Source organism: Providencia manganoxydans (genome assembly GCF_016618195.1).
GTDB lineage: Bacteria > Pseudomonadota > Gammaproteobacteria > Enterobacterales > Enterobacteriaceae > Providencia > Providencia manganoxydans.
Genome location: NZ_CP067099.1, coordinates 210516 through 225864, shown reverse-complemented (window position 1 = coordinate 225864; position 15349 = coordinate 210516). Strand labels below are relative to the sequence as shown.

Genomic DNA, 15349 nt, shown 5'->3' with positions numbered 1-15349 from the left:
TGCTGTAATTTGAATTATGACGAATATAGAAAAGTATCGAGTTGCTGATAAACTTCTGGACTACTCGCTAATACATAATTTCCTGTTAATAAAAAATTATCGTTCGCTTGGTAGTTATTCATAACACCGCCTGCTTCTTTAATTAATAATAATCCTGCAAGGCAATCCCATGAATTGAGATGAGGTTCGTAGTAACCAATAAGTTTACCTGCTGCAACATAAGCCAGCATTAATGCAGCGGAACCATTACGTACAAACATTCCCTTGGCGTGAAGCAGTTTGTCTAAAAATGGAATAATATGTTCAGGAGGCATACGGCTTGAAATACCGACACCCAGCAACCCTTCATTCAGAGAAGTCACTGGATTTACCTGTATTGGTTGATCATTTAAATAAGCGCCATGACCTGCCATTGCATGGAATAATTCATCGTGTACAGGATCATAAACTACCGCAATTTGGCTATTCTGTTGCTCATCCAGTAGCGCAATAGAGATACACCATGAAGGTAAACCAAAAATAAAGGCGCTGGTACCATCAATCGGATCAACTACCCACGTATATTGTGATTTACCTTGGGTATAGCCGCTTTCTTCGCCAAAAATAGCATCCTGTGCGTACTGCTGATTAATTTGATCACGAATAAATTGTTCAGTATTTTTATCTGCAACTGTAACTAAATCTTGTCCATCGTCTTTTTTCTTTTCGATATTTAATTTGTTACGCTGGTGGTAATATGACACGGCCAGCTTCCCAGCATCTATTGCCACCTGTTTGATAAAAGTAAACCTATCCGAAATATTATTCATTCTAGCCCCCACAGAAATGAAATTAATATTCCGAAATATATATAATTTGAATCGTATGTTTTGTGATCTATTTCATGAGATGATAATTTAATGTAATTTTTATTTTATAAAATTTATTTTAATTGTGTTATCATATTGTAATTAAAGAAACATAAATTAAATACAGAAGAACACCAATGAAAAGTCAAATTCTATTTTTTTAGAATTTAAAATATACCTTCCATATTTTAGGTGTAAACCAATCTTTTTATGATGATAAAATTGACCTAAGCAAAATGTTACTTAGGTCAATACGATTAATTGCCAACATCCATTGTCACGACGAGATAATCAGCAACATCTTGCAAATAATGCCATTTCAACCAAACTTTATCGCTTAGTGGTTGAGAGGTATACGCCTCAATGGCAGTAACCAATTCCAACATTTCTAACGAATCAATATGCAAATCTAAGATCAACGCTGAATCTAACGTAATCGGTTTATTAATCCCCGAATAAGTACGAATTTCTTTGATCTGATTAATTAACCATTGTTGATGACTCACATGCTCATAATTCATAATGACACCTTCTCTTTAAAACGTTTATCACCATTAAAATAGAGATTTTCTTGAGATAGTGAGCGTACTTGCCCGCCACGAGTTAGAGTGGCACGTTGGTCGGAATAGACTGGATGGGTGAATGGTTTTCCTGTGCGACTATTAATGTGAACATTATTCACCGTTCGAACATCATCAGCAGATAAACTTCGTTTTAATGACTTTTGTTGGCTTTCACGATGCCCACTCAGTGAAAAGTTCGGCTTTGCAGACGATATACTGATATCCACACTCTGAAGTGTGAGCTCATCATGATTTTCATCCTCAATATGCATATTAAAAGTCACATCCAATGTTTGCTCTATATCCGCTTGATTATCTAAAGTGGTGCGCCCTATTTGAGTTGCTTTATCGCTATTTACTTTTGCTGCATTAGCATTGTCAATGGCATTACCTCGCACATCACTCAAGCTATAAGCTTTTTTGCGTGCAATATTATGACTTTGGCTGGCACCTTGGCTTAAAACAACATCGGTTTTCAGATGTAATTTATCCTTGACCCATTTACCCTCTTCATTTTTTTGATAACCATCTGTATCGATTGTATTTAATATCGGTTCTGATTGAGAGCGCGATAATGGTGCAAGAGGCTGGTCTTTCAACACCCATTTCCCTTCACCCACTCGCTTATAGTTGCCTGAATCAGTGACCAAATTAGATTTAGGTAAAGGCGGTGGGCTTGGTGGTGAATATTGTTTCTCGGGTTCAGGCTTTTGAGCTAATGCTGTGGATGATGGTTCCTCAAGAATTTCAGCAACCTCTGCACGCACAGATATATCACTCTCCTTCTCCCCCATTACAATATTCTTCATTAATGATGGGCCATCAACAGCGTCATTTCCCAATAATAGACTATCAACAATGCCATCCGGTAATGATAAGTCATCATCCGTTTGCGTAGATATTATGGTGATTTGACTGGATACAGTACCTGTTATTGAAGCCTTATTTTCAACTGGCGGCTCTTTTGCAATTAATTGGCTATCCTGTTCATGGCTAACAGCATTGTCGATTTTCAAAGCAGAAGTTGATATTTTTTGCGACACGTCTTTATTTGCAGTGATCTCTGAAAATGGAGTGACATCTTTGTCATTCACATTAACTGTCACATTAATACTTGGAGAAATCGTATCCGTTGCTATCCTTTCAATTTTATCGCCAAAATGACAATGATGATAAATATTACCGCTCCCTGTTGGCATATGCGATTTAGCAGGTTCATCTGTTGGGCTCTGCCCATCCACTTCATCCGAGCGAGCAGCGAGCTGCTTTAGTCCTGCGGAAGTGGTACGTTCTGGCTCGCGCTGGTCTAATGGTGAGTCTGGCAAGAGCAGTGTTTCAATGCTTTCTTCTATCGTCCTAAAAATCTCTTGAAGATGGGTTGCTTTAGCTGATCCCAGTTTTTGCTGTTTAAAAGAATCAATTTGATCACTAAATCTTTGTATCTTCCCATACAACGCTTCTGTATTGGTGAAATGTTTAATCAAAGTCTGATCATCAATAGCGTTATCATTTAGCTGAGCTTTCATCAGTGGTAGGGCATATTGCCAAAATAAAGCGGTTTTTATTTCATATGATGGATTGCCCATTTGAGTTAATGCATTTATTTGCTGATTTATTGCCTTTTTTGCATCCTCTGTGAGTTTTACAGAATGATTCAAAGTACTATCAGCAGGAAGTGCACGCATATTTCTCGAATTTGCTGGCATAGTATCCGTTGTACTTTGAATACCTGAAATATTACCTACCATGGAATTGGTTTTATGATTCGCGGCTGATTTGTATATATTATTGGTAGAAGATATTTGGGTGCGACATGAAATTGACGACATAAGCTATTCACCTTTAACTCTGTTTTTATTATTTAGCATAAGAGATAATGGAATGATTATTTAATTTCACTCCATTTAAAAATTTAACATTCAATTAGGTATTAGCAAAACCAGCATTATATTGAAATAAGTCTTTTAATAATTGAATGAGCAATTGGGTTAAGGTTTCAAAATGGCTATTATCCTGACGAAATGTTTCTAACAGACGCGAAATACTATTGTTAACCGCATTTTTCTTACTATCGAGCGCTGTTTGCATACTCTGAAAAGCTTGAGACATAATATCTCCCCCAGCTCCTGCTAAAGAGGAATCAACTGTACTTAATATTTGTATTACAGGATTAAAATCAGGGTAAATATGTACTTCACCACCAAACTCCTTCACAAAAAAACCTTGCCCACTCAGTTTTTTACTAAAAAAATCATACATACCTGGCTTAGAATTAAAAGAAGCGATCGGCTTCACACAGTTATCAATATTATCAACTTTTAACTCAATTCCCCAGACAAAGTCGGTCCAAATCATATCACTAAAATTTTTTTTAAATTCAACTAAAAAATCATTCTTTTTAAAGTGTATTTTCCCATCACTACCTGCTGATATATAAGAGCTTATCTTCCCTAATGCATTATTAACCTTTTCCATAAATTTTGTTGCATTTTTTGTTATTTCACCAAAACTTTTTTGATAATTAGAATTAATATTATCAATTGTGTCATATATAGCAGAAATATGAGACCGACCATCCATATCATCTGTTTTAATTTTAGTATAAATAGGCTTTATTGCTATTTCGTATTAGTCAGCACTGCGTAAAAACTCTCTATTTACCGCCTTCTCTTGAGTTTTAAGTTCAGAGATAATTTTCTCATTATCTGTCTTTTGATACTCCTTAAACTTTTGCAATCCTTCCGGTGTATTAATTTGAGAAAGAAGCTCATCATATATAGGTGAACGCTTGGGCATCTCCGCTACTTGTGAACACACTTTTTCAGGTATATCTCTACCCATTTGCCTTAATATTGATTCAGCTTGTTGCTCATCATTTAATGTTGAATCAAACAGTAAACTGCTCCCCTCAAGGGGGAGCATACTGGTGTTACTACTCAGCGAGATATCGGGGCAAAACGCCATAGACAGCTCATTAGGCTGCGCTATTATAGGTATAGTTCCACTCATAACACTTCCTTAACCTCTAGTCGCTACAGCTTGGAATGTCCGGATCTGACCTTCAATAATATCTTTTAGAATATCAAATACCTTCCTCATAAGATCCATAACAGTATCGATTTGCTTTTCTTTATCACTGGCAATAGAACGTGCGGTATCACCAATATCTTGCAAAATAATTTTATGCGCTTCGAGAATTTTAGTTTCTTGATTAAGACCAGCAGTCACTACCTGACCTAAGTTATCGGATAAACGACCATATGTTTCAATAATCACCGATTTTTTCTGCGTTTCATTAGTCACGCGATCTAATTGTGTTTGGTGTTTATCCGCTTCCAAACGACTACGGTTGGATGCATCTTGATGACGAGCACCTGCCAACGCATTTTGTTGATCAATACTTTTATTCCCTGTTTTCACCATCGAAGAACGACTTAGTTCCATAGATTTTTGCGCATCAGTGCTAAAATTGTTTTTCGCGACACCATGTGTGTTAATAGCCTTCGTTTGCGTGTGAAGTTGCTTCGTTTGTGCCAATGCACCCACGGTAGTCATTGCCATTGAAACGGCAAATCCCACTAATGCGGCCTGAAATGCCGCTTTGCCTTCTTGAATGGTGGTATCGGCCGCGCTCTGTACCATTTGTGTTTTCAATTTCAAGAAATCAGCTTGTAATTGACGGTCTGTTGTATTGATAATTAACTTGATTTGGCTAAGCAAATTTCTTAATTCAACCAGAATATCGCTACTAATAATGCCAATAAATTGGCTACCTTTGACCGCCTCAAGCGATTGCTTACCTATTTTGATATCATCTTGCTGATTTTGGCTGTGTTGAACATCTTCAATCGCTGAACCTGCTAACAATATATTCACCGCTTGAGATAGTTGCTTTATTTCACTTTCATCAAAGCTAGCAATCGTCGGGAACATTTTCTCTAATTTAGCGTTATCTTCTGTAATAATATCTCTAATCACATTTTCAATTTTTAAATTAGTGGCTGCGCTATATTGTTGTATATGAGTGATGGCAGATGAAAGCCCAATCACCATATTACGTGACTCCTCCGCTTGCACTTTATTCATTGCATTAACACCTAATAATACAGATGAATCACTAGCAATTTGTTCTGGCATTTTCAGTAACGGTTTCTCTTGCAGTTGTGCTGATGGCATCTCTAGTGCATCTTTAACTGAAACAGCCTGTGTGATAGCTGTAGAAGCTTTCCCTTGTTCACCTAATAAAGAATTCGCTGCTAATTCCTCAATGCCTGCTAGCTTTGACGTAGAAATAGATGATGGCGATGGTGATAAAATTGTAGACATAATAATTTCCTTTATATATTGGAATTAAGCATAATTAGATAAATTAATCGAGTTTACTTTCTGTTCATTAGACTGTTTTAATGACGACAACATGCCAGTAAACATGTCATTGAACACTTCATACTGTTTGGATAACATCTTAATTAACGACTCAAGTAACTCATCTAGCGCTTTAATAATTTCATCGTTCATCATCATTTTCGCCAGCAACTCTTTTAACTCTTTTAACTGTTCTGCCCCATATAAACGAAGCCCACCCACCGTTGCAGCATTCGTAACCGAAGTGATAACTCCGAACCCTTTAGCGCCCACTTCAACACGCGCAGCCAATAAACTTTGCTTACCTAGTTTTTCTGATGCTTTAATTGCATTTGCAGCATCATCAACTTGCTCAACAACCTGCTCTGTCGCTTTTACTACATCTTTAATACTATCGGACTGATCTGTAAGTTTATCTGCTGATTTCACAACACCTTTCAAGTCATCTGCTTTTTTCGCTGCTTGATTGACTGATTTTACTGTTTTTATCGTTTTTGCCGCACTTTGCAATTCTTCCGCTGCATCCGCTAATTTTGTAAATTTAGTCAATAAAATGGCATCATCCGCGGCTTTACCTAGTGTTTTTATTTTGCTTAATAAATTTTTAAGCACATTAACTATCGCATTAGCCATAGCCTTTACCGTGCTTTTAACTACAGTTTTAGTAACATTAACCGCCATTTTGGCCACATTTTTAATCGTATTAGCGATATTTTTAACAAAGGATCCCATCGAGGCGAGAGAAAGAGCTAACATGGCAACGGCCGCCACAATCATACCGACAATACTACCAATTTTTTTGGCTTCTTCCTGAGACATACCAAAAGCCACCAACATATCAGTAACAACACTACCAATTGCAGTCGCAAGATGCTGCATAATGCTGCCATTACCGGTTTCTTCTAAAACAATATCTGTTACTGCCATTGCAATACCAATCGCCGCTACAGCAAGGGTAAGAGGAGCAGCAGCGCCAAATGTTGCCACTGTTGCAATCACAGAAACCGCTAACATGATGTAGCTAAAAATTTTACTAGCGCAGGAAGCGGCTTTATTGGCTTCATCCGCTTTTCGCTTAGCCTCTTCGGCTTCTTTCGCTTTCTTATCAGAATCTTTACGGGAGGCTTCACTGATCTTTGCCATCACCTCTTCTTGCTCTTTCATGCTATTTAGTGAGTCTTCATTCATCGCTTTTTTCAATGAAGCGGTCAACATGGTAAGTAGCGCGAGGGTGTTTTCCCACTTATTACCATCAATATCTACGTGCTGATTTTGCTCAAAAAATACATTAAGTGATTCACGACTTACATTAGCAATTTTTGTTAATTCACTAATCTCTTTGCCTATATTTATATAATGAGATTCAGCTGCTGATTCTTTTACCTCTAATGCCCCTAGCTGTGTTGTTGCTTGTGTTAACTGTACTTCGAGTCGCTGTTCTTGTTTTTGTAAATTCACAGATTCTGTTTTTAATTGATCTATTTTTTGAGTCAATTTATTGAATTTTTGATTATCTTTTTCAGTCAATGGCCTAATTAGTGCATCTAGCTGTTTCTGTGTCGACGCTAACTGATTATTGAGGGTTATTTGCGATTGCTGATTTGCGGTTAACTTTTTATCTAATTCCACTTTATGATTAGTGGCATTTTTCCTATCTGTTTTACAATGTTTCCACTCTTCTCGGGCGCTAGTAAATTGTTTCTCTTTTTGTTTTATATTGTTGGTTTCCTCCTCAAATTTATTGATTAATGACTCACCATGCTGATTAACGGCTTCTGATGTAATCTTTAATTCATGTAGCTGATTACGCAACTCATTGATATAACCGTCACTTAAGATGGAGCGAATTTTTGATGCCGCTTCCATAAATGAAGCCATATAATTTCGATTTGCTTCAGGCTCTTTTAACCTTGGTCCTCCCTCTTGCTTACTACGTTTAATCTGTTCAGTTGATTCAAATTCACCAACAGCTTCAGATGCCTTAAGCATTTCTTTAGCAACATCTGTCCCCACGCCTGATAAGCTAATACCTTGTTGCTGAAAAACTTTCGCAAGGCTGCTTCGATCAAGCGAAATATTGGCATTGATAATCTCTGCCATTTCATTACCTCCATTCTATTGGGAGTCTTTTTGCTCTGACTCTAATTTCTCAAGATTCTTTCTTAATGCATTAAGGTAGGCTTGAGATTTAGCTTTTAACTCATTATCGGTACTGCTATTACAAACACTCTCAAAACAATGCAAAGCAGCACTGCTTTTTTTCAACATCAAATTACATTGACCAGCATGGAATAATGGGCGGTAATCATCCTTAGCTAATACAAACGCTAACGCATATAACTCAGAAGCTTTTTCATAACGCTTGGTTAATTGATAAACTGCTGCTAGCCCCATGACATAATCGGTATTATAAAAATCATAGATACTCAGGAATCGAAAAAAAGTTTCTGCCTCTTTTAATTTTCCTTGCTGATAAAATTCATAGGCATATGCATAAATTCCATCCATCATATCTTGTGAAATACCATGAATATCTTTATAGGTTGCTCCAGACATTAATGCAGAAGTAATACCTTCCATCAATTCATCCATATCTGCGTTCTGCTGTTCTTGGTCACTCATATCTTTTCTCTATAGTTAATGTAAGATACATGATGCAAGCTTTATTAAATTGCATCCTAATAAATCAATCTGATTACTTCTTATAAAAAACGATGTTAATTAATAATGAATTAATAATAATTAATTTATCTTTCTAATTATTTTTGAATAGTTTTTTGTTCACTTATCAATTTCAGTGATTCATCATCAATATCTATTCCCATGCTTTCTAATTCGATACGCACTAACCAATGAATAATTTGCATAACATCCTGTAAGCAGTGTTCATCAATAAAGCTGTCTTTTGTATAATAGCGCCATATCTTACGTGCTAATGGGATATCACGAACAACGGGAACACCCTGCTGCTGTGCATATTTAATAATCGCTTTAGCTTGCGAACCTCGACTTTTAAATAATAAAAAAGGTAATGGTGCAATATCATCATTATAGTAAATCAACATAGCAATATGAGTTGGATTTGCCATAACAAAAGTTGAATTACGTACATTGGATTTCACTTCTTCAGACAGTATCTCCTGATGAAGTCCCTTACGAGCACTTTTTAAATGAGGATCACCTTCATTGTCTTTGTATTCTTTTTTCACTTCTTGCTTTTCCATTTTTAATCCTTTAATAAACAGAAAAAATTCAGTGATTACATCAATAACAATAATAAATAGTGCGACCCCCAAAAATACCACGACAAAGGTAACGCACAGATTAACCCAATGATAAATCATGCCATTAATCGTGCCACGGTAGAGCAAAAAAATATCGTGTCGCCAAACTACAAAAAATACCGATGCGGATACTGAAAAAACGATCAAATAAAGAAAAGCCTTTATTAATTCTTTTAATGCATTGAGCGAGAATATTTTCTTGATCCCTGCAATTGGATTTAATTTAGAAAAATCGATTTTTATCGCTTCGGTTGCTAGACGAAAACGGCTTTGTAATAATGAGATAATGGTGCCAGAAAGAAAACAGGCAAGTAGTATAGGAAGAACAATTTTAAAAAAAATACCAATAAATTCACTTAATAAAGTATCAACATTAATATTCTGTGGAGATAAAAGAATACGCTTCATCATCCCACCAATCTCAAATAAACTGGTTGCTCCAGTGATCACATAAGCACTGACAACCAAAACTAGTGCAGCAACACTGTCCTTACTTTTAAAACTCTGCCCTTTTTTTGCAGAATCTTTAATTTTTTTCTCGGTAGGTTGTTCTGTTTTTTCTGCCATTTTAGCTTCTCCCTATTGTGGCGATATAAACACTTCGCTCAATAGTGAAATTGAAATCATATTCACTAAAATGTCAGGCACTTCATTTTGAAAATAAAGTAAAAAAACAGTGAACGCGATAAAGGACTTAATCGCCAGTGATAATGAAAAGGCATTTAACTGCGGACAAAAACGCGAATATAAACCTAAAGCAACTTCACTAATAAATAAGGTCACTAAAATAGGTGCCGCCAATACGACCCCTTTGACGACCATCTGATTCATCCATTCGCCAAGTGGTAAGCTATTAAATTGGGAAAACCCTGCCGCAAAAGGTAATAGCTGGTAGCTTTGGGCAAATGTTTTGGCTAACACTAACATTCCGCCCTGTGACAAAAACACCATACATATGATATAGCTAATAAAGACAGCAAGTTCTGATGCCTCTGTTCCACTGGCAGGATCGACAATACTACTGATAGTTTCACCACGCTGAGTATCAATCAGCTCACCAATTACATTAGCTATCATAAATGGTAGCGCTAATATCAACGCAATCACTAGCCCTATAGCCAATTCATACATGACAACTTCAACAAAGCTGATATCCTCCCATGATATTTCACGAGCAGATAAAAAAGGCCATAGGCCCAACGCAATATAGATAGTGACGCAATTTTTTATAATGCCACTATTAAGTAATTTATTACTTAAAAAAGGTAAAAACATTAATGTTGGGAAAATGCGTAGCCAAGCAATGGCCAACGTAATTAATCCTTGTTGGAAAGTAAAATATAGAGATGAATAGAAAGATAAGATCTCTTGATTCATCCAAGTAACCCTATTGCCGGTATCGCAGTGGTCATTACCTCTAAAGCATAGTTCATCACTTTATCGGCTAACCAACCTGAGATCATAAATAAACACCCAAATACCGACAGTAACTTAATGCCAAAAGGTAAAGTTTGTTCTTGTAATTGAGTCACCGTTTGGATCAAACCGACCAATAAACCGACAACTGTCGCTACAATCACAGGGATAGCCGACAATATCACAATTAACAACATGGCTTTATTGCTACTATAAATAATATCATCCATATCTAGTCCCCTCGTTATTGTTGGGTCAGTTCAAGATATTGCATCACTAACCCTTTTGAGATCAGAGACCATCCATCTATCGCCACAAATAAAATCAGTTTTACAGGTACTGAAATGGTCACGGGACTCATCATCATCATCCCTAACGCCAAAAGAATGCTCGAAATAACGAGATCGATAACCACAAAGGGCAGATAAATATAAAAACCAATCTCAAATGCTGATTTCACTTCACTTAATGCATAAGCAGGGAGTAATGAAAATAAGGTCGCTTGCTTTTCCTCTGCGTGCAGTTCTTCTTCACTACGCCCTTGCTGTACTGACTCAAAAAAGTTAATCAGTTCAGGATCTGAATACTTTTGCAGATAAACTTTATAACGCCCTAATCCACCATCAACGAAATTATCTATTGATTCCACATTGCCAAAATCAACAGCTTCTTCACGCATATACTGATTAATATCTTGAACAACAGGCATCATAATAAAGAGTGACAACAACATCGCGATGCCATTAAGCGCCATCGTTGACGGTACTTGCTGTACTCCCATTGCATTTCGTACCATAATCAACACAATCGATATTTTTAAATAACAGGTGCCCGCAGCAATAATAAAAGGTAATAACGTTGCCAATGACACAATGGCGAGCATAGGGATTTCATTCGAAACGATCGACATGCTATAACCCTTTATTACCTAGGCTAGCAAGACGAGTAATTTCTAAGCCCAATTCATCGCTATCACCAATATAAATAAGCTCACCTTCAGCAATCAGTTGTTTATTGGCATACACTTTCACTTCGCGTTCTTTATTTTCACCAATCGAATACACCGTTCCCGGTTGGATATTAGCTAATTCATTAATAGCAATTTCACTGTGTCCTAACACAAATGTCAGTTTTACCGACATTCCATTGATATCAAAAGGTTGTATTATTTCCTGTGTAAAATCTTCAACCTGTGTTTGTTCACTATCTTCCGATTGCAAATCAATCATTTCTTCAATCATAAATTGACCTTCTTGTTGTTTTTGAAAGCGAGCAATAAAACGCCCTGAGATTGACAGACATAGCTGCAAATGCTGGATGCAAAACACGTCATGTAGCGTAATAGACTGTAAAAGCCCAATGCTGATATAACTGCCCCCCAAGACCCAATCGGCCTGTAATTTCAATTCGTTCAATAAAGTTTGTTGTGGTGGTTTTTCGACTAGACCTTCAATAGGAACCGATAACAACACATAACCAAGCAAAGGTTCTTGAACACAAAACCAATCTTGTTTAGTGCAACCATAATCAATGATTTCAAATGCTCCACAACGGAAATGCTCGGAGAAAAAAAGAGTTTCTCGATATTCAGAATGGAATAAGCTGACTAAATTCGCATTATCAAGTGATGACCATGCATAGTGTGTTAATGATGGCCAATGGTGTTCACACCATGCTTCCACATCCACCAAAGCTTGCACTTTTTCATTCGTACTCACTAATTCAAGTTGAAAATAGCGCGAGCCTTGCTTGGGTGTTATTACACCCAAGTCCGGTTGATAACGTTGTTGCCAAATGCGGGCTTGGATTGCTTGTTGGCTAATACGACGAATATTCAACATAATTAATTGTCTTCTTGTTCAAGCTGTTCGTGTTGCTGCTGGCGTTGACGTTCATGACGTTGTTCTTCATGACGAATCGATAATGGCTGCTCACTGCGAAATAAATGTTGATTTTCATGCAAAGCACGATGGACTTCGGGACTACTCGTTGTTGCCAGTAATTCACTACCACGGGCTGCGATTTCGAAGGTGACAGAAGGACTGTTTTGCCATTGATTAAAGGTATAAGTCAGGCTACGACTCTCAACCTTTACCATACTGTCTGAACTTATGGAGGCTGTTTTCTCTACCACTTGTGCCATTTTATTGACACCATTGGCTGGTTGGCGTGATGGAAAAAACGTGCTTACCAATACATTCGTATTGGTTGACGTTTGAGTTCCATGACTATTTTGCATAGTCAAAGCATGTGGAATTTCATCATGATCATCCAATACTTGGTGTTGGATTGGCTGACTAGAAACCTCGCCATCTAACTGTTTTTCCGGTTGTGCTGGTGATACGACTTTAGTGCCCTCAGTATCCATGTAAGAATTTAAAACATTGTTTTTTAATATGTTTCCTTTGGGATGATTAGTTTGAAATAGTTCACTTGTCATCGATATTTTCGACTGTTTATTTGACAACATAGTCGAACCATCATGAGTTGGTTTTATGTTGCTTTGTGATATATCACGAGCAGGTGTTAATGTAAGATGTGCAGTGTCTGATACATCACCAATATCGGCTAACGGCGAGAGGGATGTTGATAATGGTTTATGTGATATATTCCCCCGATTAATAAGTCGCGATATTGGTTGAGTACCTAATTTTGATGGAAGCCTATCCGTAGGAATATCAGGACTTGAAACTATCTCTTTGGCTTCCACTGCGCTATCCACTTTCTGACTTTGCGTCATCACAACTGGCTTATTGCTGAGTTGTAAATCTAATACGTTAGCAGGTGCACTTATTGATACTAAAGGTAAATCATCCGCACTCGGTAGCTCACTGTCTAATTGCATCTGATCAGGCATTTTTAAGCCCTTATCTGCAACGCTCAACTGGCACAATGCCATTAACTTTTCTGCCGTTTCTGTTTGTTGCATATTGACGGGTAGCTGGGCGTTTAACAGGGCTAATGTTTCTTCAGCCCATTTACGACGGTGTTTATTAAGCTCTGATGGGCGTGCTTTTTTTGACACTGCTTCTGCAATGCGTTTTTTAATCACCATTTGACTATCTGAGTTTTTTCCTGTTATTGATGGAATAAACAGATCTTCCGTTGGTTGATTTACAAGTTTATTTAACTCAAGTTTCATTGTTGCCATAGACGGACAACTCCTCAATTTCATTTTGTTGCTGGCGTTCTAATTTTAAACACCGAGCAAGCCGTTGCTGCTTGAGATAATTTCGGAATTTCTCGCACTTGTTACGTAAAGTAACCATACGAGCAACAATTTGTTTTCTTGATTGTTCATACTTAATTAATTCACTGCCTATGGACTCGATTTGATATTGCAAATGAGCAATTTCAGCCAGTAAAGCCGCTTTTAATCTCTGCTGCTCCCAAAACGCGACTTTGTTCAATTGTGCAGATTGTTCAAATAATATGATCTGTGTTTCTAGCGTCGTCATGCGTAGCTGAAGGTGAGTACGCTGCTGCTCTAACACCTTAATCGCTGATTGCACTTTCACTTGTTCTTGCAAAGTGCGATCAAAGCGGCGCTCTGTTAGCGTAAGAAGATTTCTGATCATTAGGAGGCCAGATAACCAAGACGATTTAACGTGCCATCAAATGACTCTATTTGATCTATTTTTTGCTGTAAGAATCGTTCAATATCCTCTTTTTTATCTAATGCATTGTCGTTATCTGCATTTTCACCACGTTGGTATTCACCTAGCTCTAAATAGAGTTGGATTTGCTCCAGTCTTGAAAGGCGGTCGCGCACTTTAGTTGCAAATTGACGATGTTGTTCTGTCGTGACTTTTTGAAAAACACGGCTAATACTCTGTAAAATATCAATGGCAGGGTAATGCCCACGCCCTGCTAATTTAGCGCTTAAATAAATATGTCCATCCAAAATAGAACGGATTTCATCTCCGATTGGATCCGCCTCTTCTTCGCTTTCAAGCAATACCGTATAAAATGCAGTGATAGACCCTTGCTGCATTCGCCCAGGGCGTTCAAGTAACATAGGTAATTGTTCAAATACCGAGGCTGGATAACCCCGTCTTGCAGGTAGCTCACCTGCCGCCAAAGCGACATCACGTAAAGCCCTTGCATAACGGGTCATTGAATCCACAAATAGCAGCACATTACGGCCAAGGTCACGAAAGTATTCGGCTATCGTTGTGGCCAGCAAAGCGGCATTACAACGTTCAATTGGTGGGCTATCTGAAGTCGCGTAGATCAAAATAGTTTGTGCAGCATGAGGAGATGCTTTTAATTCCTCAATAAACTCAATAACTTCACGTCCACGTTCTCCGATTAGAGCCACGACATGAATGTCGGCCTCAGCATGATTGATGATCATATTCATCAATGACGTTTTACCGCTCCCCGCTGCCGCAAAGATGCCAATTCGCTGCCCAAGACCACAGGTGAGTAAGCCATCAATAGCACGAACCCCCGTTACCAGTGGCTCATTCACCGGTTTGCGAGATGTAACACTGGCAGGCGGATTATCAATGCGCATCATTCGATGGTCATGTAAAAACGAATTTGCGCTTATTTCCCCAAGAACTCCAACTTGATCCCCTGATGCATCAAAAATTTTACCTGCGAGTTGCTCATGCATCGCAAAGACAAAAGGTAAGCCCGTTGGACGGATCACCACTTCTCGGGTCAATCCCTGTGAGCGACCGATTAAACTTAATACGGTTAAGCCTTCTTTAAAGCCTACCACCTGTGCTTTTGCGATATGTTCTTTTGATATTAAAGAACGCTCAACCATACAGATCTCACCAATAAAAACACCATGAAGAGGAGCTTCAATTAGGCAGCCATGAACGCGCGCAGGATGCGCGCAATAGTCAAATAGTTTCATTGT

Annotated in this window: 16 protein-coding genes; all 16 read right to left on the bottom strand. The window is 37.8% G+C overall.

Going from position 1 to position 15349, the window contains the following annotated elements; all coding sequences use genetic code 11:
* Positions 1–14: 14 nt before the first annotated feature.
* The 16 genes from JI723_RS01030 to sctN all read right to left on the bottom strand — a co-directional run bounded on the left by JI723_RS01030 (position 15) and on the right by sctN (position 15346).
* Entirely contained in the window at positions 15–809 is a 795-nt protein-coding gene (locus JI723_RS01030) for an inositol monophosphatase family protein (protein ID WP_337979720.1), read from the bottom strand.
* A gap of 296 nt (positions 810–1105) precedes the next feature.
* The gene (locus JI723_RS01025; RefSeq protein ID WP_319068678.1) at positions 1106–1369 is read right to left on the bottom strand and encodes an acyl carrier protein; all 264 of its coding nucleotides are present in this window, start codon (positions 1367–1369) and stop codon (positions 1106–1108) included.
* Positions 1366–3240, bottom strand: coding sequence for a hypothetical protein (locus tag JI723_RS01020; protein WP_337979719.1), 1875 nt, complete (start codon positions 3238–3240; stop codon positions 1366–1368). The genes JI723_RS01025 and JI723_RS01020 overlap by 4 nt, the downstream gene beginning before the upstream one ends.
* 94 nt (positions 3241–3334) lie before the next feature.
* The gene (locus JI723_RS01015; RefSeq protein WP_337979718.1) at positions 3335–3991 is read right to left on the bottom strand and encodes a hypothetical protein; all 657 of its coding nucleotides are present in this window, start codon (positions 3989–3991) and stop codon (positions 3335–3337) included.
* A gap of 48 nt (positions 3992–4039) precedes the next feature.
* On the bottom strand, positions 4040–4420 hold the full coding sequence (locus JI723_RS01010; RefSeq protein ID WP_337979717.1) for a hypothetical protein: 381 nt from the start codon (positions 4418–4420) through the stop codon (positions 4040–4042).
* 9 nt (positions 4421–4429) lie between these two features.
* Positions 4430–5737 (bottom strand): hypothetical protein, encoded by a 1308-nt coding sequence (locus JI723_RS01005; protein WP_272580567.1) that lies wholly within the window; start codon positions 5735–5737, stop codon positions 4430–4432.
* A gap of 24 nt (positions 5738–5761) precedes the next feature.
* The gene (gene sctE, locus JI723_RS01000) at positions 5762–7876 is read right to left on the bottom strand and encodes a type III secretion system translocon subunit SseC family protein (protein WP_272580568.1); all 2115 of its coding nucleotides are present in this window, start codon (positions 7874–7876) and stop codon (positions 5762–5764) included.
* 15 nt (positions 7877–7891) lie between these two features.
* A complete protein-coding gene (gene sicA / locus JI723_RS00995; protein ID WP_272580569.1) occupies positions 7892–8398 on the bottom strand; it encodes a type III secretion system translocator chaperone SicA in 507 nt (168 codons plus the stop codon).
* Between the two features lie 137 nt (positions 8399–8535).
* Positions 8536–9627 (bottom strand): EscU/YscU/HrcU family type III secretion system export apparatus switch protein, encoded by a 1092-nt coding sequence (locus JI723_RS00990; RefSeq protein ID WP_272580570.1) that lies wholly within the window; start codon positions 9625–9627, stop codon positions 8536–8538.
* Between the two features lie 12 nt (positions 9628–9639).
* Positions 9640–10437, bottom strand: coding sequence for a type III secretion system export apparatus subunit SctT (gene sctT, locus JI723_RS00985; RefSeq protein WP_337979716.1), 798 nt, complete (start codon positions 10435–10437; stop codon positions 9640–9642).
* Positions 10434–10706, bottom strand: a complete 273-nt coding sequence (locus tag JI723_RS00980) for an EscS/YscS/HrcS family type III secretion system export apparatus protein (RefSeq protein ID WP_070925948.1) — start codon at positions 10704–10706, stop codon at positions 10434–10436. Before JI723_RS00980 ends, sctT begins: the two co-directional genes overlap by 4 nt.
* A 14-nt stretch (positions 10707–10720) precedes the next feature.
* Positions 10721–11386 carry an EscR/YscR/HrcR family type III secretion system export apparatus protein gene (locus JI723_RS00975; RefSeq protein ID WP_272580572.1) on the bottom strand — a complete coding sequence of 222 codons (666 nt, stop codon included), beginning with the start codon at positions 11384–11386 and terminating at the stop codon, positions 10721–10723.
* Between the two features lies 1 nt (position 11387).
* On the bottom strand, positions 11388–12317 hold the full coding sequence (locus JI723_RS00970; protein WP_272580573.1) for a FliM/FliN family flagellar motor switch protein: 930 nt from the start codon (positions 12315–12317) through the stop codon (positions 11388–11390).
* Between the two features lie 2 nt (positions 12318–12319).
* Complete coding sequence (locus tag JI723_RS00965) at positions 12320–13627, bottom strand: SpaN/EivJ family type III secretion system needle length determinant (protein ID WP_319068669.1); 1308 nt, start codon at positions 13625–13627, stop codon at positions 12320–12322.
* The gene (locus JI723_RS00960) at positions 13608–14054 is read right to left on the bottom strand and encodes a hypothetical protein (protein ID WP_272580575.1); all 447 of its coding nucleotides are present in this window, start codon (positions 14052–14054) and stop codon (positions 13608–13610) included. The genes JI723_RS00965 and JI723_RS00960 overlap by 20 nt, the downstream gene beginning before the upstream one ends.
* The gene (gene sctN, locus JI723_RS00955; protein WP_272580576.1) at positions 14054–15346 is read right to left on the bottom strand and encodes a type III secretion system ATPase SctN; all 1293 of its coding nucleotides are present in this window, start codon (positions 15344–15346) and stop codon (positions 14054–14056) included. Before sctN ends, JI723_RS00960 begins: the two co-directional genes overlap by 1 nt.
* Positions 15347–15349: the final 3 nt, after the last annotated feature.

Coding starts and splice junctions, on each gene's coding strand:
- JI723_RS01030 (WP_337979720.1), bottom strand. CDS start 809: ATGAATAATATTTCGGATAGGTTTACTTTTATCAAACAGGTGGCAATA.
- JI723_RS01025 (WP_319068678.1), bottom strand. CDS start 1,369: ATGAATTATGAGCATGTGAGTCATCAACAATGGTTAATTAATCAGATC.
- JI723_RS01020 (WP_337979719.1), bottom strand. CDS start 3,240: ATGTCGTCAATTTCATGTCGCACCCAAATATCTTCTACCAATAATATA.
- JI723_RS01015 (WP_337979718.1), bottom strand. CDS start 3,991: ATGGATGGTCGGTCTCATATTTCTGCTATATATGACACAATTGATAAT.
- JI723_RS01010 (WP_337979717.1), bottom strand. CDS start 4,420: ATGAGTGGAACTATACCTATAATAGCGCAGCCTAATGAGCTGTCTATG.
- JI723_RS01005 (WP_272580567.1), bottom strand. CDS start 5,737: ATGTCTACAATTTTATCACCATCGCCATCATCTATTTCTACGTCAAAG.
- sctE (WP_272580568.1), bottom strand. CDS start 7,876: ATGGCAGAGATTATCAATGCCAATATTTCGCTTGATCGAAGCAGCCTT.
- sicA (WP_272580569.1), bottom strand. CDS start 8,398: ATGAGTGACCAAGAACAGCAGAACGCAGATATGGATGAATTGATGGAA.
- JI723_RS00990 (WP_272580570.1), bottom strand. CDS start 9,627: ATGGCAGAAAAAACAGAACAACCTACCGAGAAAAAAATTAAAGATTCT.
- sctT (WP_337979716.1), bottom strand. CDS start 10,437: ATGAATCAAGAGATCTTATCTTTCTATTCATCTCTATATTTTACTTTC.
- JI723_RS00980 (WP_070925948.1), bottom strand. CDS start 10,706: ATGGATGATATTATTTATAGTAGCAATAAAGCCATGTTGTTAATTGTG.
- JI723_RS00975 (WP_272580572.1), bottom strand. CDS start 11,386: ATGTCGATCGTTTCGAATGAAATCCCTATGCTCGCCATTGTGTCATTG.
- JI723_RS00970 (WP_272580573.1), bottom strand. CDS start 12,317: ATGTTGAATATTCGTCGTATTAGCCAACAAGCAATCCAAGCCCGCATT.
- JI723_RS00965 (WP_319068669.1), bottom strand. CDS start 13,627: ATGGCAACAATGAAACTTGAGTTAAATAAACTTGTAAATCAACCAACG.
- JI723_RS00960 (WP_272580575.1), bottom strand. CDS start 14,054: ATGATCAGAAATCTTCTTACGCTAACAGAGCGCCGCTTTGATCGCACT.
- sctN (WP_272580576.1), bottom strand. CDS start 15,346: ATGAAACTATTTGACTATTGCGCGCATCCTGCGCGCGTTCATGGCTGC.